Below are 23,519 nucleotides of genomic sequence, written 5' to 3'. Positions count from 1 at the left end.
CCCTAAAGCTTGCCGTGGCAGTGCTTGAACTTCTTGCCCGAACCGCACCAGCAAGGCTCGTTGCGTCCCAGCTTGGGCTCCTCGCGACGATAGGGGGCCTCGCCACTGGCAACCGGCTCGCGGCCCTCCGCCTCGCCTTCGGCATCGGGCTTCAGGGCGCTGTCGGGGTTCTGGTGCTGGAACTGCAGGTCGTCCTCGGCCGGCGCTGCCTTCTTCGGCTGTAGCGCCTCGACCTCCTCCGGCGACCGCAGCTGCATGCGCAGCAGGAACTTCACGACATCGTGCTTGATGCGTTCCAGCAGGGACTGGAACATGGCGAAGGCTTCCTTCTTGTACTCCTGCTTCGGGTTGCGCTGAGCGTAGCCGCGCAGCCCGATGCCCTGGCGCAGGTAGTCCATCGCGGCCAGGTGTTCCTTCCACTGGCTGTCCAGGACCTGCAGCATCACGTCACGCTGCAGCCGGTTCATGGTCTCGTCGCCCAGCTGCTCGCGCTTGCCGGCCAGCATCTCGCGGGCATGCCCCACGATGCGTTCGCGCAGCGGCTCTTCGTGGAGGTCGTCCTCGTCGTCCAGCCACTGCTGCACCGGCAGGTCCAGCCCGAACTCGCCGTTGAGGGCCTGCTGCAGGCCCTCAACGTCCCACTCGTCCTCGATCGAGCCCGGCGGGATGTACTGGCTGATCTGGGCGTTGACGACGTCCTCGACCAGGGTGTCGATGGTGTCGCTGATGTCTTCGGTGGTCAGTAGTTCGGCGCGCTGGTCATAGATCACCCGGCGCTGGTCGTTGGCCACGTCGTCGTATTCCAGCAGCTGCTTGCGGATATCGAAGTTGTGGGCCTCGACCTTGCGCTGGGCGTTCTCGATGGCGCGGGAGACCCAGGCGTTCTCGATCGCCTCGCCCTCCTTCATGCCCAGGCGCTGCATCAGCCCGCGCACGCGCTCGGAGGCGAACACCCGCATCAGGTTGTCTTCCAGCGACAGGAAGAAACGGCTGGAGCCCGGGTCACCCTGACGCCCGGAGCGCCCGCGCAGCTGGTTGTCGATGCGCCGCGACTCGTGGCGCTCGGAGCCGATGATGTGCAGACCGCCGGACTCGAGCACGGCATCATGGCGCTGCTGCCAGTCGGCCCGGATGGCCTCCTGCCGGGCCGTGTCCTCCGGATCCACCTCGGCCAGTTCGGCATCCAGCGAGCCGCCCAGGACGATGTCGGTGCCGCGCCCGGCCATGTTGGTCGCCAGGGTCACGGCTTTGGGACGGCCGGCCTGGGCAATGATCGAGGCCTCGCGCTCGTGCTGCTTGGCGTTCAGGACCTCGAAGGCGATGCCGGTCTTTTTGAGGGCCTGGGCCAGGCGTTCGGAGGCCTCGACGGATGCAGTGCCGACCAGCACCGGCTGGCCGCGATCCACGCACCACTGGATCTCCTTGATGATGGCGGTGTATTTCTCTTCCTGGGTCAGGAACACCAGGTCCTGCATGTCGTCGCGCACCAGCGGTTTGTTGCCGGGGATCACGACCACTTCCAGGTCATAGATGGTCTTGAACTCGTAGGCCTCGGTGTCCGCGGTACCAGTCATGCCGGCGAGTTTGTCGTACAGCCGGAAGTAGTTCTGGAAGGTGATCGAGGCGAGCGTCTGATTCTCGCGCTGGATCGGCACGCCTTCCTTCGCCTCGATGGCCTGGTGCAGCCCCTCGGACCAGCGCCGCCCGGCCATGATGCGTCCGGTGAACTCGTCGATGATCTGGACCTTGTCGTCGCGCACCAGATAGTCGACGTCGCGATGGAACAGGGCGTGCGCGCGCAGGGCCGCGTTCAGGTGATGCAGGACCGCGATGCTCGCGGAGTCGTACAGGGTCTGGTGTTCTTCCAGCAGACCCGCCTGGCGCAGCAGTTCCTCGGCCTTCTCGTGACCCTCTTCGCTGAGGAAGACCTGTTTGGCCTTCTCGTCGACAAAGTAGTCGCCCTCGCTCTCCTCGTCTTCCTGACGAGTGAGCTGCGGCGGGATGGTGTTCAGCCGCTCGTAGAGTTCCGAGCTGTCGCCGCTGGGGCCGGAGATGATCAGCGGGGTACGCGCCTCGTCGATCAGGATCGAGTCGACCTCGTCCACCACCGCGAAGTTGAGCGCCCGCTGCACCCGCTGGTCGGCCGAGAAGGCCATGTTGTCGCGCAGGTAATCGAAGCCGAACTCGTTGTTGGTCCCGTAGGTGATGTCCGCCGCGTAGGCCTCCCGACGGGTGACCGGGCGCAGGTGCTCGAACCCGCCCTCCTCGGCGTGATAATCCGGATCGAAGAGATAGGAGGCGGAGTCCACGCCCAGGCCGCCGGAGCTGTTGACCACGCCCACCGAGAGCCCCAGCGCGTGATAGAGACGCCCCATCCAGGCAGCATCGCGCCGGGCCAGGTAGTCGTTCACCGTGACCACGTGCACCCCGTCGCCGGTCAGTGCGTTGAGATAGGCGGGCAGGGTCGCGACCAGGGTCTTCCCCTCGCCGGTACGCATCTCGGCAATGCGGCCGTCGTTCAGGACCATGCCGCCGATCAACTGCACGTCGAAATGGCGCAGGCCCATCACCTGCGCGCTCATCGCGCGGCACACGGCAAAGGCTTCCGGCAGGAGCTTCTCCAGGTCCTCGCCCTCGCCCAGGCGGCGCTGGAATTCCCGGGTCTTGTGGCGCAGCTCGTCCCGCGACAGCGCCTCGGTGGAGTCGGCCAGGGCATTGATGCGTTCCACCGCGCGGGTATAGCGCTTGAGGATGCGATCGTTGCGACTACCGAAGATCTTCTGAACGAGCTGCTTGACCATGGGGATCCGTAAGGGTTGGCTGAAACCCGCCTAGGATAAACGATCCGCCGGGGAAACGCTGTGCCGGGAAAACGGCTTTCCGGGAGGCCACCGACGCCGAATCCCGCGCCGCGCAGCCACTAGGGAGACGCTGATTGAATCGCACGTCCGCGTTGGTGCCCCCTGTTTTCCGAGACAAGGCGCGTCGTGCAGCGGGTAGTGGTTCTACCCGCAAGCGGCGCAACGCAGGGTCGGGGAATAGGGGGCACCAACCCCGCAAGCGATTGAATGCAGGGGATCGGGCGCCCGTTGCTGATCAAAAACGGGCGCGCGCACGGCGTTGCGGTTCCCTTGTGCAGAGTGACTGCACGGCAGTCACCGCGCCTTGTTCGCACGCAAAAGCGACTCGAGCGCGGACGTGCGATTCAATCAGCGTCCCCCTAGGTGTCAGTCCCGATCGGGAAGGAAGTTGTAGGGGTTGAGGGCCTTGCCGGCATCCACCACCTCGTAGTGCAGGTGGGTGTCGGTCGCGCGGCCGGTGCGGCCCATGGTCGCGATCACCTGGCCGGCCTCCACGCGCTCGCCAGCCTCGACCAGGATCTCCGCATTGTGGGCGTAGCGCGTGTTCAGGCCGCCGCCGTGGGCGATCTCGACCAGGTTGCCGAAGCTGCTGCGCCGCCCCGCGAACACCACCAGACCGCCACCCGCCGCGCGGATCTCGGAGCCGGGCCGACCGGCAAAGTCCATCCCTGAGTGGAACCGCCGATTGCCGGTGAACGGATCCTCGCGGTAGCCAAACGCCGAGCTGATCCAGGCATCATCCTCGACCGGACGAAGCCGCGGCGACAGGGCCTCGCGCGAGGCATCCAGGCGCAGCTCGGAGCCCACGAGGTCCACCGCGGCGCTGTGCCGGCTCAGCAGGTGCTCCAGCGCCAGCAGGCGGTCGTGCACCTCCAGCGGCGAATCCGGTCCTTCCAGCAGGGGCCCGCCCTGCCCCCCGGTCTCCGGCGCCAGATCGGCCACGTCCAGCCCGAGGGAGTCGCCCACCGAGCGGATGCGCAGATCCACACGCGACAACTGGCGTTCCAGCGCCACGACCCGTTCGACCAGATGATTCAGGCCCTCGCGGGCGGCTTCGCGCTCCACCGTCTCGACGGCCACAGGATCCAGGGTATTGGTTACCGGAATCCGGACCACCTCGCGCTGGCTCTGGCCGACCAGGTAGGCCGCCACCACCGCGGCCGCCATCAGCAGCACCAGCACGCCCCCCGACGCGGCCATCGCCCACAGGGGCAGGCGTGCACAAAGGCCGTCCGGACGTAGTACGATCAACTGCATGCGAATCCTCTTGTTCTCTCCGCCTTGCGCCACCGGGTTATCGGGATGACACCGCAGCGGATCACCCGTTTCATCGCCCGCGACTGGTCCGCGCACTCCGGCCGCGACCGCGGCGTGGAGCGCGCCCTCGAGGGCCTCGCCGGCAATGCGCTGAAGGCCCGGCGACTGGCGTTCACCCTGCGCGAGGACACCCTGGTCGCGATCTGCGCGGACCGCGGCCTGGCAACCGAGCTGCGCTTCCAGCAACGCGAACTGCTCAAGACCCTGCGTGCCGCGGGCTTCGAGGGCATCGAGCAGATGCGCATCCGGCTGTCCCGGGTGCCCCGCCCTGCCGAACCGGCCGCGCGGCTGGAACGGCGCGAGATCCCGGAAGCCGCCCGGCAGATCCTCGCCGACACCGCCTCTCGCGTTCAGGATCCCGAACTGGCCGGTGCGCTGGATCGGCTCGCCCGCGCGGCGCGCCCGTCCCCGCCGAAGCCGGACTGAACCGGCGCCGCGGTATTCAGCCCGCCGGCGTCGGTGCCAGCTGGCCGAAGGAGATCGGCAGGCGCTCGTTCGGGTCCTCGAAGGTGACCTTTTCCCAGGCCGTCTCGTCGGCCGCGAGTTGGCGGATCAGCTGATTATTCAGTGCATGCCCGGACTTGTGCCCGGTGAAGGCGCCGATCAGGCTGTGGCCGAGCAGGTACAGGTCCCCGACCACGTCGAGGATCTTGTGCTTGACCAGCTCGTTGTCGTAGCGCAGACCGTTCTCGTTCAGGATCTTGTAGTCATCGAGCACCACGGCATTGTCGAGGCTGCCGCCCAGCGCCAGCTGGTTGGCCCGCAGGGCCTCGATGTCGCGCATGAACCCGAAGGTTCGGGCACGCGAGACCTCCTTCACGAAGGAGGTGGACGAGAAATCCAGCTCGGCGCGCTGGCTCCCGTCGGTGAACATCGGGTGTTCGAAGTCGATGCAGAAACCGACCTTGAACCCCTCGTAGGGATCGAAGCGCACCCATTTGTCGCCCTCGCGGACTTCCACGCTGCGCTTGACCCGAATGAATTCCTTGGGCGCGTCCTGCTCTTTCAGCCCGGCGGACTGCAGCAGAAACACGAAGGGACCGGCACTGCCATCCATGATGGGCACCTCGGCGGCGCTCACGTCGACGTGCAGGTTGTCGATGCCCAGTCCGGCTATGGCCGAGAGCAGATGCTCCACGGTCGAGACCCGGACATCGCCATTGACCAGCGTGGTCGAAAGCCGCGTGTCGCCGACATTGTCGGCACAGGCGCGGATCTCCACGGACGGATCAAGATCGCAGCGATGGAACACAATCCCGGTGTTCACCGGGGCCGGCCGCAGGGTCAGCACCACCTTCTCTCCGGTATGCAGTCCTACCCCGGTCGCCCGAATGCTGTTCTTGAGCGTTCTTTGCCTGATCAACGAATTGAGCCTCTCTCTTTCAGGAGAGCGCATAAGGGGAGCCCGGGCCCTCCCGGGCTCCTCATGCACACAACGATTGCCGCATTATTGCAGGATTCCGCTCGTCCTGCATGTGCCGGCGCTCTCAGTCCGCCTGTTTGCGCAGAAAGGCCGGAATATCCAGCACATCAATGCCTTGCTGCTGGTTGTAGTCCACCGCCAGATTGTCGCCACCGCGGCGCTTGACGGTCGGCTGATCGAGGTCGACTTCGACGTCGGAACCGACCGCCTTCTTCGGCTGGGCATCAACCACCCGCACCTGCGGACGTTCGGACTGCGAAGCCGGGGCCCCCAGGCCGGTCGCCACCAGGGTGACCCGCAGCTCGTCGGTCATCTCGGGGTCGATCACCGTCCCGACGACGACGTTGGCGTCTTCCGAGGCCAGGGCCTTCACCGCCTCCCCGACTTCCTCGAACTCGCCGATGCCGACATCCATGCCGCCGGTCACGTTCACCAGGATGCCGCGCGCGCCGGAGATATCGATGTCCTCCAGCAACGGGCTGGCGATCGCGGCTTCGGCCGCCTCACGGGCACGGTCCTCGCCGGAACCAGAGCCGGTCCCCATCATCGCCATACCCATCTCGCGCATCACGTTGCGCACGTCGGCGAAGTCGACGTTGATCAGGCCCGGGCGGGTGATCAGCTCGGCAATGCCCTGCACCGCGCCGAACAGCACGTCATTGGCGGCCTTGAAGGCGTCCAGCAGCGTGGTGTTCTTGCCCAGCACCGTCAGCAGCTTCTCGTTGGGGATGGTGATCAGCGAGTCGACCTGCTCGGTCAGGGCCTTGATCCCGGACATGGCCACCTGCATGCGGCGCTTGCCCTCGAACGGGAACGGCTTGGTGACCACCGCCACGGTCAGGATGTTCATCTCCTTGGCGATCTGCGCCACCACCGGCGCGGCCCCGGTACCCGTACCACCGCCCATGCCGGCGGTAATGAAGACCATGTCCGCGCCCTGCAGCAGGTCCTGGATGCGCTCGCGATCCTCCAGCGCAGCCTCGCGGCCCACGGAGGGATCCGCCCCGGCCCCCAGGCCCTTGGTGATGTCGCCACCCAGTTGCAGCAGCGTCTTGGAATCCAGGCTCTTCAGGGCCTGGGCATCGGTATTGGCGCAGATGAAGTCCACGCCCTCCAGTTGCGAGTTGACCATGTGCTGCACGGCGTTGCCGCCGCCGCCCCCGACGCCGACGACCTTGATCGTCGCGTTCTGGCTATAGGTATCCATCAGTTCGAACGTCATGATTGCGTCCTCTCGTTGCGTGTGTACAGGTACTTCTGTTGGCCTGCGTCATGGCCGGAGAGCGGTCCGACCCCCAAAGATTCCGGTGTCCTGGTCATCAGAACTGCCCGGAAAACCAGCGCTTCATGCGCGCCCATACGCCCTGGAACCCGCTGCTCACGGGCCGGGCCTCCTGCTCCGCACGCGACTCGCGGGCGTAGAGCAGCAGCCCCACTCCCGTCGCGTGGATCGGATTCTTCACCACATCCAGGAGCCCGGTGACGCGTTGCGGCACCCCCAGGCGTACGGGCATGTGGAAGACCTCTTCGGCGAGGTCCACCACACCTTCCATTCGAGACGATCCGCCGGTCAGTACGACCCCGGCGGCGATCATTTCCTCGGTTCCGCTGCGGCGCAGCTCCGCCTGCACCAGCTGCAGCAGTTCCTCGTAGCGCGGCTCGACCACGGAGGCGAGCGTCTGACGCGACAGCCGACGCGCGGCCCGATCGCCCACCCCGGGCACCTCGATGCTCTCGCCCGGGTCGGCCAGCGAGCGCAGCGCGCAGGCGTACTTGATCTTGAGTTCGTCGGCGTACTGGGTCGGCGTGCGCAGGGCGACCGCGATGTCGTTGGTCACCTGATCCCCGGCAATCGGGATCACCGCGGTGTGCATGATCGCGCCATGGGCGAACACCGCGATGTCGGTGGTGCCACCGCCGATGTCCACCAGGCAGACACCCAGGTCCTTCTCGTCCTCGCTGAGCACCGAATAGCTGGAGGCGAGCTGTTCCAGGATGATGTCGTCCACCCGCAGCCCGCAGCGCTCCACGCACTTGACGATGTTCTGCGCCGCGGACACCGCGCCGGTGACCAGATGCACCTTGGCCTCCAGCCGCACCCCGGACATCCCGATCGGCTCGCGGATGCCCTCCTGCTCGTCGATGATGTATTCCTGCGGCAGCACATGGAGGATGCGCTGGTCGGCCGGGATCGCGATCGCGCGCGCGGCGTCGATCACCCGGTCGACGTCACCCGCGACCACCTCGCCGTCCTTGATCGCCACCACGCCGGTGGAGTTGTAGCTCTTGATGTGGGAGCCGGCGATCCCGGTGTAGACCGAATGGATCTCGCAGCCGGCCATCAGCTCGGCCTCCTCCACCGCGCGCTGGATCGACTGGACGGTGGACTCGATGTTCACCACCACACCCTTCTTCAGCCCGCGCGAAGGGGAGGAGCCGATCCCGATGATCTCGATCTCGCCTTCCTCGGTCAGCTCCCCGACCACCGCCTCGATCTTCGAGGTCCCGACGTCCAGGCCGACGATCAGACCGGGTTCCGACTTCTTTGCCATCATCTTTCTGCGTCCTGTCGTTCGTGTCATCGGGCGTCCCCCGCACCGTCATCCGCCGCATCCGCCCAGGCCACCGCGAGCCCGTGCGGATAGCGCAGGTCGATCCGTTCCACCGGGGCATCGCGATAGTCGCGAATCGCCGGCACCGCGCGGACCAGCTGACCCAGGCGGCTCAGATCGGCATCCCGCCCCATCAGCACGCGCACGCCGTCCGCCAGGTGGATGCTCCAGTCATGGCGGGCCCCTTCCTGCAGCCCGGTGACCTCCAGCCCGGCATCGGCCAGGCGCGCGGAGACCTCCAGGTAGCGATGCATCAGCACCACCTGCCGCCCATCCGTCCCTGCGAGGGCCGGCAGCCCCTCCCAGTCATCCAGCGCCACCGGCCCGAACAGCCGGCCGTGGCGGTCGACCAGGTGATCGTCGCCCCATTGCGCCACCGGCACCGGCTCGCGGATCTCGACCACCAGCGTGTCCGGCCACTGGCGGCGCAGGCGCACCGTGTCCACCCAGGGCTGGGCCTCCAGCGCCGCGCGCAGGCGCTCCAGCTCGACCCCGACGAAGCCCGATGCATGGGCGCGGGCCAACTCCTGCACGGCCGCGACATCCGCGTGCTGCGGGTTGCCGGTCACCTCGATGCGCTCGATCGGCAGCCAGGCATCCGGGTCGAACTGCAGCCAGGCCAGCGCGCCCAGCACCAGCATCCCGGCGAGGCCCATGCCGGCCATCAGGCGCAGCCCCGGGCCAGCCAGGCGGCGCAAGGGCGATGGCCCCTGCGACTGCGGCCGGCGCGCGGGTCGGGTTGTGCGGCGTGCGTTCAACGCAGCCCTCCACACTCGAAACTGGAATCGAGGATGCGCAGGCACAGCTCGTCAAAGTCGATCCCGGCCTGCGCGGCCGCCTTGGGCACCAGGGAGTGATCGGTCATGCCCGGGATGGTGTTCACCTCGATCAGGAAGTTCTCGCCGTGCTCGTCCTGCAGGATGTCAACCCGGCCCCAGCCGCAGCCCTCCAGCGTCGCGAAGGCCGCGATCGCCAGGGACTGCAGCTCCAGAAGCGCGCTCGAATCCAGCGGGGGCGGGCAGACGTAGCCGGTATCATCGGCCTCGTACTTGGCGTGGTAGTCGTAGAACCCACCCGGGGTACGGATCTCCACCACGGGCAGCGGCTCGTTGCCGAGGATCGCGACGGTGTACTCGCGCCCGCGGATCCACTGCTCGGCGAACACCTGGCCCGGCTGCAGCCGGGCCGCCTCGAACGCCGCCGGCAGATCCGCGACGCGATCGACCCGCGTGATGCCGAGGCTGGAGCCCCCGCGGGCCGGCTTCACGATCAGCGGCAGGCCCAAGGCCTCGGCGACCGCCTCCGGATCGAAACCGGGTGTCAGCAGGCGGTAGGGCGCGCTGGGCAGATTGCTGCCCGCCCACAGCCGCTTGCAGGCCAGCTTGTCCATGCCCAGCGCGGAGCCAAGCACGCCGGTCCCGGTGTATGGCACACCCGCCATGTCGAGGCAGCCCTGCAACGTGCCGTCCTCGCCACATTCGCCGTGGAGCACGATAAACACCCGGTTGAAGCCCTCCAGCGCCAGGCAGCGGGCACTCTCGCGGGTCAGGTCCAGCGGGTGGGCATCCACGCCCTGGCGCTGCAGGGCCGCCAGCACGGCCTGGCCACTCTGGAGCGAGATGTCGCGCTCGCCGGACCAGCCACCCATCAGGACCGCGACCCGGCCGTAGTCTTGTGCGCTTCGCTTGCTCATGCCGTTCCCTCGCTTGTCTCGTTCGCACCCGCGGCGCGTCCCAGCACCCGGACCTCCGGCTCCAGGTGCACCCCGAAGCGCCGCTCCACTTCGTCCTGGGCATGGCGCAACAGCCATTCGATATCGGCGGCGCGGGCCGTCCCGTCGTGGGTGATGAAATTGGCGTGCTTGGGCGAGATCTCCGCCGCGCCGCGGCGCAGGCCCTTCAACCCGGCCGCCTCCACCAGACGCGCCGCGTGATCCCCCTCCGGATTACGGAAGACCGAACCGCAGGACGGCAGACCCAGCGGCTGCTTCGCCGAGCGCTCGCGCAGGAGTTCGCGGATGCGTCGGATTCCGGCTTCGGGGTCGCCCGGGGCCAGCCGCAGCACGCAGCCGGTGAACCATTCGTCTTCCGGGCCCCGGACACTGCGGTAGCCGATGGAGTAATCCGCTGGCGTGCGGGTATGCAGTTCACCGCGCACATCCACCGTGGCCACCGATTCCACCAGCGGCCAGATCTCGCCGCCCCAGGCGCCCGCATTCATGTACAGCGCGCCCCCCACCGTGCCCGGGATGCCGGCCAGGAACTCGGCCCCGACCAGCCCCTCGCGGGCCCCGAAGCGCGCGGCCTGGGCACAGGCCAGCCCGGCGCCCAGCAGGAGACGATCACCGTCCAGACGCCGGCGCTCGTTGAGGACACCCGACAGGTGCACCACCAGCCCCTCGACACCCCCGTCGCGGATCAGCACGTTGCTGCCAAGCCCGAGGAAGGTCACCGGCATCTGCGGGGCGTGGGTCGCGTGGTCGCGCAACGCGGCCACCAGATCGTCGAGGTCGACCGGCTGGAACAGCCAGTCGGCCGGCCCGCCGACCCGCCACGACGTGAGCCCGGCCAGCGGCACCCGGGCCTGCAGCCGCCCGCGCGGCTCCCCGGCGAACGGCGTCGCCATCGGCTCGATCTCGCGCGCCGCCATCATGTGCCCCCCTTGCCGGACGCGCTCAGCTGTTCGGGCAGCAGACCGGCCAGCCGGCCGATGTCGCCGGCGCCCTGGGCAATGACCACGTCATCCGCGCGCAGCATGCGCCCGAGGACGTCGACGACGTCGTCGGCCCGCTCGACAAACACCGGTTCGACCTGACCGCGCAGGCGGATGGCCCGCGCCAGGCTGCGGCCGTCGGCACTGGGGATCGGCTCCTCGCCGGCGGCATACACCTCCAGCAGGATCAGCACATCGGTCTCCGACAGCGCCTCGACAAAGTCCTCGAACAGGTCGCGCGTGCGGGTATAGCGATGCGGCTGGAAGATCGTGATGCGCCGCCGATCCGGCCAGGCATCGCGCGCGGCGGCCTGGGTCGCGGCGATCTCCCGCGGGTGATGGCCGTAGTCGTCGACCAGGGTCACCGGGCCGCTGGGGGCCTGCCAGGACTGGACCTGGAAGCGCCGGCCGATGCCCTGGAAACGCTCCAGCGCGGCCTGGATCGCGGTCGGCGCCACCTCCAGCTCGTGCGCGACCGCCGCCGCGGCCAGGGCGTTCAGCACGTTGTGGCGGCCGGGCAGGTTGAGGGTCACGGGGAATGCGGCCTGCCCCGGCAGGGCCAGATCGAAGTACATGCGCACGCCTTCCTGGCGCACATTCAGGGCGCGCACGTCGGCCGGCTGCTCGATGCCGTAGGTCAGGCGCGGGCGCTCCAGTTCCGGATACAGGTCGCGCACCTGCGGGTCGTCCGCGCACAGCACGGCGATGCCGTAGAACGGCAGGTGATGCAGGAACTCGAGGAAGGTGGCGCGCAGCTTGCCGAAGTCGTTGCCATAGGTCCCCAGGTGATCGGCATCGATGTTGGTCACGATGCTGATCATTGGCTGCAGATGGAGGAACGAGGCATCGCTCTCGTCGGCCTCGGCCACGAGGTAGTCACCGGCCCCGAGGTTGGAGTGACTGGCCGTGCTGTTCAGGCGCCCGCCGATCACAAAGGTCGGATCCATGCCCGCCTCCGCCAGGACACTGGCGACCAGGCTGGTGGTGGTCGTCTTGCCGTGGGTGCCGGCCACCGCGATGCCGTAGCGAAAACGCATCAGTTCGGCGAGCATTTCGGCGCGGCGCACAATCGGGATACCCCGACGACGGGCCTCCTGGACCTCTGGGTTGGACGGGTTGATCGCGCTGGAAACCACCAGCACGTCCGCGTCCGCCACATTCGCCTCGGTATGGGCCGCCACCACCGGGATGTCCATCGCCTTCAGGCGCTCGACCATCGCTGACTGCCCCAGGTCGGAACCGGAGACCCGGTAACCCAGCTGGTGCAGGACCTCGGCGATCCCGCTCATGCCGGAACCCCCGATCCCGACGCAGTGGATACGGCGAATGCGGCGCATTGCGTGACGCGGCAGGCGCGTGGCGTTCATGACGATCCCTCCGGGCGGGCACCCGCCATCTCCATGCAGGCGTCGGCCAGGCGCTGCACCGTGTCCGGGCAGGCCTGCTCGCGCGCCAGGACCGCGCGGGCCCGCAGGGCCTCGCGATCCAGCGGCCCGACCCGGTCAAAGATGGCCTGGGCCGTCAGTTCGGCATCCGCGATACACCAGGCCGCGCCCGCGCGCACCAGGGCCTCGGCGTTCGCGGTCTGGTGGTCATCCACCGCATGCGGATAGGGGACGAAGATCGCCGGCACCCCGGCGGCGGCCACCTCGGCCACGGTCAGGGCCCCGGCGCGACAGATCACCAGGTCCGCCCAGGCGTAGGCGGCGGCCATGTCCTCGATAAAGGCGGAGACCTCGGCCGCCAGCCCGGCTTCGGCGTAGGCGGCCCGGGCGTCCTCCAGCGTGCGTTCGCCGGCCTGGTGGCGGATGTTCAGGGGCTGTTGCGCCGCCACCATCGCCAGACCCGCGGGCAGGGTCCGATTAAGAGAGCGCGCGCCCAGGCTGCCCCCCAGGACCAGGATGTTCAGCGGGCCTTCGCGCTCGTCGAAGCGGACCTCCGGGACGGGCAGGCCGGTGATCCGCGCGCGCACCGGGTTGCCCACGACCGTGACCGCCACCCGCTCGGGAAAACTGTGCTCGAAGCCGGAGTACACCCGGTCGGCGACCTTCGCCAGCCAGCGGTTGGTCAGGCCGGCCACCGCGTTCTGTTCGTGGATCGCCAGGGGGCGCCCCAGCGCGGCCGCCATCAGGCCGCCGGGCCCGGCCGCGAAGCCGCCGAAACCGATCACGGCGTCCGGGCGCAGGCGCGTCATCAGGCCCAGCGCCGCCCACAGCGACAGACCCAGCCGCCACGGCGCCAGCGCCAGCCCGATCACGCCCTTGCCGCGAATCCCGGCGATGGGGAGGGTTGTCAGTTCGATGCCGGACTCCGGTACCAGCCGCGCCTCCACGCCGCGGGTGGTACCCAGCCAGCGCACCTCGGCGCCGCGGGCACGCAGCTCCTCGGCCACCGCCAGCCCGGGGAACACGTGGCCTCCTGTGCCGCCAGCCATGATCAGGATGCGCGGGGCGTTCATGCCGCACCTCCCCGCCGGCGACGGGACGGCTGCGCCGCCCGGGGAGCGGGCACCTGGGCCTCGCGGTAGACGCGCATCACCAGGCCGATGGCCGCCAGCGAGACAATCAGCGAACTGCCGCCGTAACTGAGAAACGGCAGGGTCAGCCCCTTGGTCGGGAGCAGCCCCATGTTCACGGCGAGGTTCAGGAAGGCCTGCAGGCCCATCCAGATCGCCACACCGAACGCCAGATGGGAGGCGAAGGCATGGCCGGCGCGCTCGGCATACAGGCCGATACGGATGCAGCGCCAGACCAGCACCCCGAACAGCGCGATCAGGGCGATAACGCCGACGAAGCCGAACTCCTCGGCAAAGACCGCAAACAGGAAATCGTTGTGCGCCTCCGGCAGGTAGAACAGCTTCTGCACGCTGTTGCCCAGCCCGGCCCCGAACCAGCCGCCGGAGCCGATCGCGATCAGCGACTGGGTCAGCTGAAAGCCGGTGGCGAACGGGTCCTGCCAGGGGTCGAGGAAGGCCGTCAGGCGCGCCACGCGGTAGGGTGCCGCGACCGCCACCACCGCCATACCGGCGCCGATCGTGACCCCCAGCGCGGCGAACTGCCACAGCTTGGCACCGGCCAGGAACAGCATGCCCATGCCGATCGCCAGCATGATCGCCGCCCCCCCGAAGTCGGGCTGCAGCAGCATCAGGATGGTGCCCACCCCGAGCACGATCAGCGGACGGATGAAGCCGAGGAAATGCAGGCGCAGCGTCGAGTAGTGGCGCACGATGTAGCCGGCGAGGTACATCACCACCAGCAATTTCACCAGCTCCGCCACCTGGAGGTTGAACATGCCCAGCGGGATCCAGCGGGTCGCCCCGTTCACCGTGCGGCCCACCCCGGGGATCAGCACGGCGATCAGCAGCACCATCACCAGGATCAGCAACCAAGGCCCCGCGCGCTCCCAGCGCGCCAGCGGAACCGACCACAGGAAGGTCGCCACCGCCAGACCGATAGCGGCGAAGATCACCTGGCGCTGGAAGAAGTGCCAGGTATTGCCGAAATAGCGCTCGCCCAACTCCATGGAGGCCGAGGCGACCATCACCAGCCCGATCCCCAGCAGGGTCGCCGCGACCGCCAGCAGAGGCAGGTCCACGTGATCGCGCAGGCCGGCCACCAGGCCGCGATCCGGCAATCCGAGGCGGCTACTCGAGACACTCATGCCGCCAGCCCCCGCACCGCGCGGGCGAAGTCGTCGCCGCGCGCCTGGTAATTCTCGTACATGTCCAGGCTGGCACAGCCCGGCGACAGCAGCACGGTATCCCCGGGCTGCGCCCAGGCGGCGGCCTGGGCGACCGCGGCGGCCATGTCGTCGACCCGCTGCACCGGCACCACTGATGCCAGGGCGCGGGCGATGGCCGGCGCGTCCTCGCCCAGCAGGACCACCCCGCGGACCTTGCCCGGGATGTAATCCGCCAGCGGGGCGAAGTCCTGGCCCTTGCCCTGCCCCCCGGCAATCAGCACCAGCGGCCCCGGCGTGCCGCGCAGCGCGGCCAGGGTGGCGCCCACGTTGGTACCCTTGGAGTCGTTGATGTATGCGACCCCGTCGACCTCGGCAATCCACTGCGAGCGGTGCGGCAGCCCGGCGAATTCGGCCAGGGCCGCCAGTGCGCGGGCGCGCGGCTCGCCGGCCTCGACCCAGGGCCAGGCCAGGGCCAGCGCGGCCAGGGCGTTGGCCCAGTTGTGCTGCCCCCGCAGGCGCAGGCGACCCGTGGCGAGGAGGCCCTCGTCGCCATGCACCAGCTCGGGGCCATCCTCGGGGGCCGGTCGCACGCCGAAGTCGACCGCGCGCGGCGGGGCGTCGAGACCGAAGGAGATCACCTGCAGGTCCTGCGGCAGCGCGATCTCGCGCAGCCAGGTGTCCTCGCGATTCAGCACGCCGCGCTGGGCGCGATCCAGGATCCGGGCCTTGGCGCGTACATAGGCGTCCAGATCGGCGTAGCGGTCCAGGTGGTCGGGGGAGATATTCAGGATGGCGGCGGCGGCCGGCGCCAATGTGTGGCTGCGCTCCAGCTGGAAGCTGGACAGCTCCAGCACGTACAGATCGGGCGCCGATTCCAGCAGGTCCAGCGCCGGGGTCCCGAAGTTGCCGCCGACCGCGACACGGTAGCCAGCGGCCTGGAGCAGCTCGCCCACCAGGGCGGTCACGGTGCTCTTGCCGTTGGAGCCGGTGATCGCGATCACCGGGGCGGGCGCCTGCTCGGCGAACAGGTCGATGTCCCCGATCAGGCGGGCGCCGGCCGCCTGCGCCTGCTGCAGGACGGGGTGTTCCAGGGCGACGCCGGGCGAGACCACGATTCGGGAGAACCCCGTGGCATCCAGATCGTCCAGCGGCCCCACCCAGGCGGCGTTCACCCAGTCCGCGCCCGTAGCCAGCGCCACGGGGGCCGCCCGAGTATCGGTGAGCGCAAACGACTGGCCCTGCGCGCGCAGGAAGCGGGCCACCGACAGTCCGGTCGCCCCCAGGCCCACGATCAGGTTGTCGCCGCTGGCTCGCATCATGGGATCAGCGCACCTTCAGGGTCGCGAGACCGATCAGCACGAACACCACGGTCAGGATCCAGAAACGCACGATCACGCGCGGCTCCGGCCAGCCCTTGAGTTCGAAGTGGTGATGCAGCGGCGCCATGCGGAAGATGCGCCGCCCGGTGAGCTTGAACGAGGCGACCTGCAGCATCACCGACAGCGTCTCCAGCACGAAGATGCCGCCCATGATCAGCAGGACGATCTCCTGGCGGGTCAGGATCGCCAGCATGCCCAGGGCCGCACCCAGCGCAAGGGCCCCGACATCGCCCATGAATACCTGGGCCGGGTAGGTGTTGAACCACAGGAACCCGAGCCCGGCGCCGACCAGCGCGGCGGTGAAGATCACGACCTCGCCCACCCCGGGCACCGCCGGGATGCCGAGATAGTCGGCGAACACCGCATGACCCGCCGCGTAGGCAAACACGCCCAGGGCCCCGGCCACCAGCACCGCAGGCATGATCGCCAGGCCGTCCAGCCCGTCGGTGAGGTTCACCGCGTTCGAGGAACCGACCACGACCAGCCAGACCAGCGGGATGAACAACCAGCCCAGGCTGAACTGGATGTCCTTGAACACCGGGAGGTAGAACGTGGTCTCCACCGGGCCCTGCGCGGTGTACATGATCACGCCGGCCGCGATCAGGGCGAACAGGGTCTGCCACAGGATCTTGGCGCGCGCCGACAGTCCCTTGCTGTTGCCATAGCGCAGCTTCAGGTAGTCATCCCACCCGCCGACCGCACCGAACGCGAGGGTCGTCAGCAGCACGAGCCAGACGAAGCGGTTGGTCAGGTCGCTCCAGAGCAGGGTGGCGATGGCCACCGCGACCAGAATCAGCGCGCCGCCCATGGTCGGGGTGCCGGCCTTGGTCAGGTGCGACTCGGGGCCGTCGTCACGGATCTGCTGGCCGACCTTGCCGACGGTGAGGCGGCGAATCATTGCCGGGCCGATCAGCAGCGCGATCGCCAGCGCCGTGACCACCCCGAGGATGGCGCGAACGGTCAGGTACTGAAAGACCGTGAAGCCGGAATAGAACTGGCTCAGGTACTCAGTCAGCGCGTAGAGCATCCGCCACCTCCGGCGCTGCCGAGGCCAGATCCAGCCCCTCGATGATCCGTTCCATGTGCTGGCTGCGCGAGCCCTTCACCAGCACCGTCGTACCCTCGGCCAGGAGCGCCTCCAGGCGCGCCTGCAATGCGCCGTGATCGGCAAACCATTCGCCACCATCACCGAACGCCTCGGCACTGTCGCGCGCGGCGTCGCCCAGGGCGAGGCAGTGGTCGATGCCCATGGCCCGGGCCAGCCGGCCCGTTTCGCGATGCAGTTCGCGGGTCTCCGAGCCCAGCTCGCCCATCGCGCCCAGCACCAGGATGCGCCGGCCGGGCATGGCCGCCAGCACCTCCAGCCCGGCCCTCAGCGAGTCCGGGTTGGCGTTGTAGCTGTCGTCCCACAGGCGTGCGCCAGTGACATGCCACAGTTCCTGCAGGCGCCCGCGGACGGGCTTCCAGCGCGCCAGGCCCTCGACGATGCGGTCGATCCCGAGGCCCACCGCATTGGCCGCGGCGGCCGCAGCGACGGCGTTTGCCGCGAGATGGCGCCCGGGGCCGGCCAGGCGCAGGTCGCGCCCCGCGCCGAGGATCGCCAGCCGCAGCCGGTCCGGGGCCTGCCACATCCCCTCGACCTCGCCGCCGCCCTCCAGCGAGAAGCGCTGGCAGTGGTGGTGCTCGTTCAGGGACAGCCAGTAGTCGGCAAACGGGTCGTCCAGGTTGATCACGGCGGTACCGCCCTGGGCCGGCAGACCGGAGTAGATCTCGGCCTTGGCATGCGCCACGCCCTCGAGGCTCCCGAAGCCCTCCAGATGGGCGCGCCCGGCATTGGTGATCATGGCCACCTGTGGCTCGACCCAGCGCACCATGCGGCCGATCTCGCCGGCGTGGTTGGCGCCCAGTTCGATCACCGCGTAGTCCACGTCCTGCGGCATGGCCAGCAGCGTCAGCGGCGCGCCGATCTCGTTGTTCAGATTGCCCGCGGTGGCATGCACGGACCCTGCGCCCTCGAGGATGCAGCGCAGCATCTCCTTGGTGGTGGTCTTGCCGTTCGAACCGGTCAGGGCGATCACCCGCGCCCGGCTCTGGCGGCGCCAGTGGCGGCCGAGCCGACCCAGCGCCTCGCGCGTATCGGAGACAATGACCTGCGGCTGCGGGACATCCAGGGCCCGCTCGACCAGCAGCACCGGCGCCGGCAGATCGGCGGACACCTGCGTGTGGGCATCGAAGTTGGGCCCCTTCAGCGCGATAAACAGCGCCCCGGGGCGAGGCTCGCGGGTGTCGGTGAACACACCCTCGAAGGCCACGTCGCCCGCCCCCTGCAGGCGTCCCTTCACGGCCTCGGCCAGTTCCTGGCTGGTCATGCGAATCATTCTCCCTCCTCCCTGGTCGCGCGCTGCGGGTCGCGCGTGTCCTGCGGATGCCGACGCCCCACGGCCCGCACCTGCTCGCGGTCGCTGAACGGATACCGTTGCCCGCGAATCTCCTGAGTGGTCTCGTGGCCCTTGCCGGCCACCAGCACTACATCGCCCGCACCAGCCTCGGCCAGGGCACTGGCGATCGCGGTGGCGCGGTCACCGATCTCGTGGCATTCGGCGGCCGTGGCACAGCCGGCAAGAATCTCGGCTCGGATCTCGGCCGGGTCCTCGCCGCGCGGGTTGTCGTCGGTCACGAAGACCACGTCCGCACGCTCGCAGGCCACCCGTCCCATCGCCGGACGCTTGCCGCGGTCGCGCTCGCCACCGCACCCGAAGACCACGCTCAGGCGTCCCTCGGTGTGAGGCCGGAGGGCGCGCAAGGCGGCGTCCAGCGCCTCGGCGGTGTGGGCATAGTCGACCACCGCCAGGGCCCCGTTGGGCAGCGGGAAGCGCTCCATGCGCCCGGGCACGCCGGGCAGCCGCGCGAGGGCGGCGATGGTCTGTTCACGCTCCAGGCCCAGCGCCTGCAGCGTGGCAAGGGTCGCCAGCAGGTTGCCCACCTGGAACAGGCCGAACAGCGTGGACTGGACCGTGCGGGTCTGGCCCTCGGCCTCGAGCGTGAAGCGCAGCCCGTCGGGCGTGGCCACCACGTCGCGGGCGCGCAGGTCGGCCGGCGCCCCGGTCGCGCTGTAGGTCAGGGCGCGAACACCCGGCGGCAGCCCCCCGGCGATGCGGCGCCCGAAGGCGTCGTCGATGTTCAGCACCGCCGTCTGCAGGCCGGGCCAGGCAAACAGGCGGGCCTTGGCCTCGGCATAGGCCTCCTGACTGCCGTGGAAATCGAGGTGGTCGGAACTCAGGCAGGTCAGCACGCCGACCGTGATCGGAGCCCCGGCAAGGCGCCCCTGCGCCAGGCCGTGCGAGGAGGCCTCCAGCGCCACGGCCTGGCAACCGGACCCCGCCAGATCCGCCAGATGACGATGCAAATCGAGCACTCCGGGCGTGGTGTGCCCGGTCGCCTCCAGCTGCCCGGGACGCCCGACGCCGAGGGTGCCGATCAGGCCGGTGGGCCGGCCCAGGGCCTCCAGGGCCAGCGCGATCAGGTGGGTCACCGTGGTCTTGCCATCGGTGCCGGTCACCGCCACCAGGGGGGCCGCCTCCGGCCACGCCCCGAACAGGGCGCGCGCCATCTGCGGTAGCCGGTCGCGCAGACCCGGCACATGGATCAGCGGGACCTCCACGGCGGATTCCGGGGGCTCCCCCTCGTCCCAGAGGATGACCCGGGCGCCACGGGCGGCCGCATCGGCGGCATGCGCCAGGCCGTGCCCGTGGGTGCCGGCCAGGGCCACAAAGGCCGCGCCGGGGCCGACCCGGCGGCTGTCCTGGACCAGGTCGGCGACCGGGAGGGCCGCCTGTTCGGGACGCAGGGACCCGGCGGGCAGCAGATCGCCCAGCACGGGTGCAGCCTCGCCTCGGGTATCGCGGGCGGCCATCATGTGGCCCCCTCGTGTTCCGCCGCCAGGCGCATCGGGATTTCCGGCATCGCGTCCGGGCGCACATTGAACATGCGCAGGGCCGAGCCAACGACCTGCCGGAACACGGGGGCCGCGACGGCCCCGCCGTAGTAGACCCCGGCATCGGGTTCGTCGATCACCACGGCCATCACGAAGCGCGGATCAGAGGCCGGGGCCAGGCCGACAAAGCTGGAGAAATAGCGGTCCTCGGTATAGCCACCCGGCCCGCTCTTGCGGCTGGTGCCGGTCTTGCCGGCCACCCGGTAGCCATCGATCGCCGCCTGGCGGGCCGTGCCCTCGGTGCCGATCACGTGCTCCATCATCGCCAGTACCTGGCGGGCGGTGCGCGGGGACATCACCCGCGCCGGTTCGCGCAGATCGTCGGCGGTGCGCACCAGCCGGACCGGCACGCGCTCCCCGTCGTTGGCGAAGGCGGTGTAGGCGGCCGCCATCTGCAGCGGCGACAGCGACAGGCCGTAGCCATAGCCGAGCGTGGCCTGCTCGACCTCGCGCCAGGTGGTGAAGTCCCGCAGGCGCCCGCGGGCCTCGCCGGGGAAATGGGTGCCCGGCGCCTGCCCGAACCCGGCCTGGTGGAGGGTCTGCCAGAAGCGATCCGCCGGGGTTTCCAGCGCCAGCTGCGTGGCCCCGACGTTGCTGGAACGGGCAATCAGGGTGGTCAGGTCGATGGTCCCGTAATCGCGCAGGTCACGAACGGTCAGGCGCCCGACACGCATGGTACCGGGGCCGGTCTCCAGGGTGGAGTTGGCATCCACCACCCCGGCATCCAGGGCCGCCGCGACGGTGAAGGGCTTCATCACCGAGCCCGGCTCCATGGTATCGGTGATGGCGCGGTTGCGAGCGCGGTCGGAGCGGATGGCACCACGGTTATTCGGATTGAATCCGGGCTGGTTGACCAGCGCGAGCACCTCGCCGCTGCGGGCGTCCAGCATCACCGCGGAGCCGCCCCGCGCGTTGTGTTCGGCGACCGCGGCCTTCAGCTCGCGGTAGGCCAGGTACTGCAGGCGCTGATCCAGGGTCAGCGCCAGCGTATTGCCGTCCCGCGCGGGGCGAATGCTGGCGACGTCGCGGATGGTGCGGCCGTGGCGATCGCGCAGCACGCGCTTGGCTCCCGGCTGGCCCGAGAGCCACTGATCGAAGGCCAGCTCGACCCCCTCCTGGCCCTGATCGTCGATGTTGGTGTAGCCGAGTACGTGCGACGTCGCCTCGCCGTGCGGATAGTAGCGACGGAACTCGCGGGTCAGCCCCACCCCCTGCATGCGCAGCGCGGCCACGCGTTCGGCCTGTTCCGGCAGCATGTGGCGGCGCAGATAGACGAACTCGCGCGAGGACCGGCTCTCGATCCGCTCCGCCAGCCACGCAGGCTCCACCTCCAGCGCCGCCGCCAGATCCGACCAGCGATCGCGCTGTTCCATCAGGTCCTGCGGATTGGCCCAGGCGGTCTGCACCGGGGCCGAGATCGCCAGCGGTTCGCCATGGCGGTCGGTGATCATGCCGCGATGGGCGGACTCGGTCAGGGTGCGCACCTGGCGCTGTTCGCCCTGCGAGGTCAGGAAGTCGCGCTCCAGCACCTGCAGGTCGACGGCGCGCAACAGCAGCGCGATGCCCGCCAGCGCGAACACGCCGATCACGACCTTCAGGCGACCGCCGCTGATCTGCCGCTTCAGCGCGCCCACACATCACCCCCGATCACCACGATGCGGTCGGAATCCGGCTGGATCATGTCCAGCTGCCGGCGCGCCTGTTCCTCGACCCGGCCCTGGGTCGCCCAGGTCGACTGCTCGATCTGCAACTGCGTCCATTCCAGATTCAGGACATCGCGCTGGGCGAGCGCCTGCTGCTGGTCGACGAAGGCCTGGCGGGCCTCGTGCTTCGCCGCGACGACCCCGATCGCCGAGGCAAACACGCCGGTCGCCAGCGCCACTGCCAGAAGTCCGCGCGCGACCATCAGAGTCGCTCCCCGACACGCAGCACGGCCGAGCGCGAGCGCGGATTGATGCGCTGTTCCTCGCGATCGGCGTGGACCGGCTTGCCGACCGGCCGCAGCTTGCGCTCCGGCTCCTCCGGCATCACCGGCAGGCCCTTCGGCAGCCGCACGTCGGACACCGGCTTGCGCAGGGCCTGTTTCACCATGCGGTCTTCCAGCGAATGAAAGCTGATGACCACCAGCCGCGCGCCGGGCGGCAGGACGTCCGGGATCGTGGCCAGCCACTGCTCCAGTTCGGCGAGCTCCCGGTTCACAAAGATGCGCAGGGCCTGGAAGGTGCGGGTCGCCGGGTGCTTGCCCGGCTCGCGCTTCGGCACGGCCCGGCGCACGATCTCGGCCAGCGCGGCGGTACGGGTAATCGGCGCCTCGGCGCGCGCGGCCGCGATGGCGCGGGCGATACGCCGCGAGTGGCGCTCCTCGCCATAGTGGTAGATCACATCGGCGATCTCGCCCTCGTCGGCGCGTGCCAGCCAGTCCGCGGCGCTCTCGCCGCTGGCGGGGTCCATGCGCATATCCAGCGGACCATCATGCTGAAAGCTGAAGCCGCGCTCGGGCGTATCGAGCTGCGGCGAGGACACGCCCAGATCCAGGAACACCCCGTCCGGGCCGCGCTCGGGGAAGCGCCGGCGCAACGTGTCCGCCATGGTCGAGAACGGCCCGGCCTCGAAGGCGAAGCGGGGGTCGTCGGCCAGCGCCTCGGCGGACGCCGCGGCTTCCGGATCGCGGTCCATGGCCAGCAGCCGGCCCTCCGGCCCCAGCCGCTCCAGGATGGCCCGGCTATGGCCACCGCGGCCGAAGGTGCCATCGACATAGAAGCCGTCAGCTCGCACGGCCAGGCCCTCCAGCACCGCGTCGCGCAGCACCGGAATATGGGAGACGGATTCCATGCCCGTCACAACGCGATGGACTCGAGCGCTTCGTCATCCACGTCACCCCCCAGCACCTGGGCGCAGGTCTCCTCCCAGGTGGCCTCGTCCCAGATCTCGAACTTCTTGCCCTGCCCCAGCAGCACGACCCGCTTTTCCAGGCCGGCGTACTGACGCAGGGGCGTGGGCAGCAGCAACCGGCCGCTGCCATCCAGCTCGCATTCGGTGGCATGACCCACCAGCAGGCGCTGCAGATTGCGCACCTTGGGATTCATGTTGGGGCGGGACATCAGGTTCTGCTCGATGCGCTCCCATTCCGGAAACGGGTAGAGGAGGAGGCAACGGGAGGGATCAACGGTAATCACCAGCTGGCTGTTGCAGCTCGCAGCGAGGTCGTCGCGATACCGCGCCGGCATGGCCAAGCGGCCCTTCGCATCCAGATTGAGCTGGCTGACGCCTCGAAACATGGCTGGTAGCGGTGGTTACCCACCTTTCCCCACTTTGACCCACTTTTCGACACTATAGGTACGGGCATCCTCCAGAGTCAAGAAAATCGACCCCGAAAAACAAAAAATAAGCGTTGAATCACAGAGACTTAGCGCGACCGACGCGAGGGCGCCGAAAGAGCTGGAAGAAGGGTATTAAAAGCCTCGCGTTGAGGCCCAAACTTCATGCATCACTTTACAAGTTTGCCGCGGACACAGCGGGACCGGCCCGAACCGGCACGGC

The 23,519-nt window shown here is 69.3% G+C and carries 20 protein-coding genes; 1 reads left to right on the top strand and 19 read right to left on the bottom strand.

Annotated features, from left to right (window positions below; all coding sequences use genetic code 11):
* Positions 1-2: 2 nt before the first annotated feature.
* Entirely contained in the window at positions 3-2,801 is a 2,799-nt protein-coding gene (secA, locus tag D105_RS0108765; protein ID WP_018878174.1) for a preprotein translocase subunit SecA, read from the bottom strand.
* Between the two features lie 426 nt (positions 2,802-3,227).
* Positions 3,228-4,118, bottom strand: a complete 891-nt coding sequence (locus D105_RS0108760) for a M23 family metallopeptidase (RefSeq protein WP_026280457.1) — start codon at positions 4,116-4,118, stop codon at positions 3,228-3,230.
* A 45-nt stretch (positions 4,119-4,163) separates the two neighbouring features.
* Between D105_RS0108760 and D105_RS0108755 the strand changes: the two genes are divergently transcribed.
* A complete protein-coding gene (locus D105_RS0108755; RefSeq protein WP_018878172.1) occupies positions 4,164-4,604 on the top strand; it encodes a DciA family protein in 441 nt (146 codons plus the stop codon).
* 16 nt (positions 4,605-4,620) lie between these two features.
* Here the strand turns inward: D105_RS0108755 and lpxC are convergent, their stop codons facing one another.
* The 17 genes from lpxC to mraZ form a co-directional block, all read right to left on the bottom strand.
* Positions 4,621-5,541, bottom strand: a complete 921-nt coding sequence (lpxC, locus tag D105_RS0108750; RefSeq protein WP_231366535.1) for a UDP-3-O-acyl-N-acetylglucosamine deacetylase — start codon at positions 5,539-5,541, stop codon at positions 4,621-4,623.
* Between the two features lie 124 nt (positions 5,542-5,665).
* Positions 5,666-6,823 (bottom strand): cell division protein FtsZ, encoded by a 1,158-nt coding sequence (gene ftsZ, locus D105_RS0108745; protein WP_017942791.1) that lies wholly within the window; start codon positions 6,821-6,823, stop codon positions 5,666-5,668.
* A 97-nt stretch (positions 6,824-6,920) separates the two neighbouring features.
* A complete protein-coding gene (gene ftsA / locus D105_RS0108740; protein ID WP_018865657.1) occupies positions 6,921-8,156 on the bottom strand; it encodes a cell division protein FtsA in 1,236 nt (411 codons plus the stop codon).
* A gap of 23 nt (positions 8,157-8,179) precedes the next feature.
* Positions 8,180-8,902 carry a cell division protein FtsQ/DivIB gene (locus D105_RS0108735; protein WP_026279152.1) on the bottom strand — a complete coding sequence of 241 codons (723 nt, stop codon included), beginning with the start codon at positions 8,900-8,902 and terminating at the stop codon, positions 8,180-8,182.
* Positions 8,903-8,967: 65 nt separating this feature from the next.
* Positions 8,968-9,906 carry a D-alanine--D-alanine ligase gene (locus D105_RS0108730; RefSeq protein WP_018878171.1) on the bottom strand — a complete coding sequence of 313 codons (939 nt, stop codon included), beginning with the start codon at positions 9,904-9,906 and terminating at the stop codon, positions 8,968-8,970.
* Positions 9,903-10,865 carry a UDP-N-acetylmuramate dehydrogenase gene (murB, locus tag D105_RS0108725; protein WP_018878170.1) on the bottom strand — a complete coding sequence of 321 codons (963 nt, stop codon included), beginning with the start codon at positions 10,863-10,865 and terminating at the stop codon, positions 9,903-9,905. Before murB ends, D105_RS0108730 begins: the two co-directional genes overlap by 4 nt.
* The gene (gene murC / locus D105_RS0108720; protein WP_018878169.1) at positions 10,862-12,292 is read right to left on the bottom strand and encodes a UDP-N-acetylmuramate--L-alanine ligase; all 1,431 of its coding nucleotides are present in this window, start codon (positions 12,290-12,292) and stop codon (positions 10,862-10,864) included. Before murC ends, murB begins: the two co-directional genes overlap by 4 nt.
* Positions 12,289-13,383, bottom strand: coding sequence for an undecaprenyldiphospho-muramoylpentapeptide beta-N-acetylglucosaminyltransferase (gene murG, locus D105_RS0108715; protein WP_018878168.1), 1,095 nt, complete (start codon positions 13,381-13,383; stop codon positions 12,289-12,291). The genes murC and murG overlap by 4 nt, the downstream gene beginning before the upstream one ends.
* Positions 13,380-14,585, bottom strand: coding sequence for a putative lipid II flippase FtsW (gene ftsW, locus D105_RS0108710; RefSeq protein ID WP_026280456.1), 1,206 nt, complete (start codon positions 14,583-14,585; stop codon positions 13,380-13,382). The genes murG and ftsW overlap by 4 nt, the downstream gene beginning before the upstream one ends.
* A complete protein-coding gene (gene murD, locus D105_RS0108705) occupies positions 14,582-15,925 on the bottom strand; it encodes a UDP-N-acetylmuramoyl-L-alanine--D-glutamate ligase (RefSeq protein ID WP_018878166.1) in 1,344 nt (447 codons plus the stop codon). The genes ftsW and murD overlap by 4 nt, the downstream gene beginning before the upstream one ends.
* A gap of 4 nt (positions 15,926-15,929) precedes the next feature.
* A complete protein-coding gene (mraY, locus tag D105_RS0108700; RefSeq protein WP_018876478.1) occupies positions 15,930-17,012 on the bottom strand; it encodes a phospho-N-acetylmuramoyl-pentapeptide-transferase in 1,083 nt (360 codons plus the stop codon).
* Entirely contained in the window at positions 16,993-18,363 is a 1,371-nt protein-coding gene (gene murF / locus D105_RS0108695) for a UDP-N-acetylmuramoyl-tripeptide--D-alanyl-D-alanine ligase (protein ID WP_018878165.1), read from the bottom strand. The genes mraY and murF overlap by 20 nt, the downstream gene beginning before the upstream one ends.
* A complete protein-coding gene (locus tag D105_RS0108690; protein WP_018878164.1) occupies positions 18,360-19,901 on the bottom strand; it encodes a UDP-N-acetylmuramoyl-L-alanyl-D-glutamate--2,6-diaminopimelate ligase in 1,542 nt (513 codons plus the stop codon). Before D105_RS0108690 ends, murF begins: the two co-directional genes overlap by 4 nt.
* Positions 19,898-21,613 (bottom strand): penicillin-binding protein 2, encoded by a 1,716-nt coding sequence (locus D105_RS0108685; protein WP_018878163.1) that lies wholly within the window; start codon positions 21,611-21,613, stop codon positions 19,898-19,900. The genes D105_RS0108690 and D105_RS0108685 overlap by 4 nt, the downstream gene beginning before the upstream one ends.
* Positions 21,601-21,885 carry a cell division protein FtsL gene (gene ftsL / locus D105_RS0108680; RefSeq protein ID WP_018865645.1) on the bottom strand — a complete coding sequence of 95 codons (285 nt, stop codon included), beginning with the start codon at positions 21,883-21,885 and terminating at the stop codon, positions 21,601-21,603. The genes D105_RS0108685 and ftsL overlap by 13 nt, the downstream gene beginning before the upstream one ends.
* On the bottom strand, positions 21,885-22,811 hold the full coding sequence (gene rsmH, locus D105_RS0108675) for a 16S rRNA (cytosine(1402)-N(4))-methyltransferase RsmH (protein ID WP_018878162.1): 927 nt from the start codon (positions 22,809-22,811) through the stop codon (positions 21,885-21,887). The genes ftsL and rsmH overlap by 1 nt, the downstream gene beginning before the upstream one ends.
* A gap of 5 nt (positions 22,812-22,816) precedes the next feature.
* Positions 22,817-23,257, bottom strand: coding sequence for a division/cell wall cluster transcriptional repressor MraZ (gene mraZ, locus D105_RS0108670; protein ID WP_017942776.1), 441 nt, complete (start codon positions 23,255-23,257; stop codon positions 22,817-22,819).
* Positions 23,258-23,519 lie beyond the last annotated feature (262 nt).

Source organism: Thioalkalivibrio sp. ALE28 (assembly GCF_000377425.1).
GTDB lineage: Bacteria > Pseudomonadota > Gammaproteobacteria > Ectothiorhodospirales > Ectothiorhodospiraceae > Thioalkalivibrio.
Note: the sequence above shows the minus strand (reverse complement) of the source record. Positions and strands in the feature narration are given on the sequence as shown.

Coding starts and splice junctions, on each gene's coding strand:
- secA (WP_018878174.1), bottom strand. CDS start 2,801: ATGGTCAAGCAGCTCGTTCAGAAGATCTTCGGTAGTCGCAACGATCGC.
- D105_RS0108760 (WP_026280457.1), bottom strand. CDS start 4,118: ATGCAGTTGATCGTACTACGTCCGGACGGCCTTTGTGCACGCCTGCCC.
- D105_RS0108755 (WP_018878172.1), top strand. CDS start 4,164: ATGACACCGCAGCGGATCACCCGTTTCATCGCCCGCGACTGGTCCGCG.
- ftsZ (WP_017942791.1), bottom strand. CDS start 6,823: ATGACGTTCGAACTGATGGATACCTATAGCCAGAACGCGACGATCAAG.
- ftsA (WP_018865657.1), bottom strand. CDS start 8,156: ATGATGGCAAAGAAGTCGGAACCCGGTCTGATCGTCGGCCTGGACGTC.
- D105_RS0108730 (WP_018878171.1), bottom strand. CDS start 9,906: ATGAGCAAGCGAAGCGCACAAGACTACGGCCGGGTCGCGGTCCTGATG.
- murB (WP_018878170.1), bottom strand. CDS start 10,865: ATGATGGCGGCGCGCGAGATCGAGCCGATGGCGACGCCGTTCGCCGGG.
- murC (WP_018878169.1), bottom strand. CDS start 12,292: ATGAACGCCACGCGCCTGCCGCGTCACGCAATGCGCCGCATTCGCCGT.
- murG (WP_018878168.1), bottom strand. CDS start 13,383: ATGAACGCCCCGCGCATCCTGATCATGGCTGGCGGCACAGGAGGCCAC.
- ftsW (WP_026280456.1), bottom strand. CDS start 14,585: ATGAGTGTCTCGAGTAGCCGCCTCGGATTGCCGGATCGCGGCCTGGTG.
- murD (WP_018878166.1), bottom strand. CDS start 15,925: ATGATGCGAGCCAGCGGCGACAACCTGATCGTGGGCCTGGGGGCGACC.
- mraY (WP_018876478.1), bottom strand. CDS start 17,012: ATGCTCTACGCGCTGACTGAGTACCTGAGCCAGTTCTATTCCGGCTTC.
- murF (WP_018878165.1), bottom strand. CDS start 18,363: ATGATTCGCATGACCAGCCAGGAACTGGCCGAGGCCGTGAAGGGACGC.
- D105_RS0108690 (WP_018878164.1), bottom strand. CDS start 19,901: ATGATGGCCGCCCGCGATACCCGAGGCGAGGCTGCACCCGTGCTGGGC.
- ftsL (WP_018865645.1), bottom strand. CDS start 21,885: ATGGTCGCGCGCGGACTTCTGGCAGTGGCGCTGGCGACCGGCGTGTTT.
- rsmH (WP_018878162.1), bottom strand. CDS start 22,811: ATGGAATCCGTCTCCCATATTCCGGTGCTGCGCGACGCGGTGCTGGAG.
- mraZ (WP_017942776.1), bottom strand. CDS start 23,257: ATGTTTCGAGGCGTCAGCCAGCTCAATCTGGATGCGAAGGGCCGCTTG.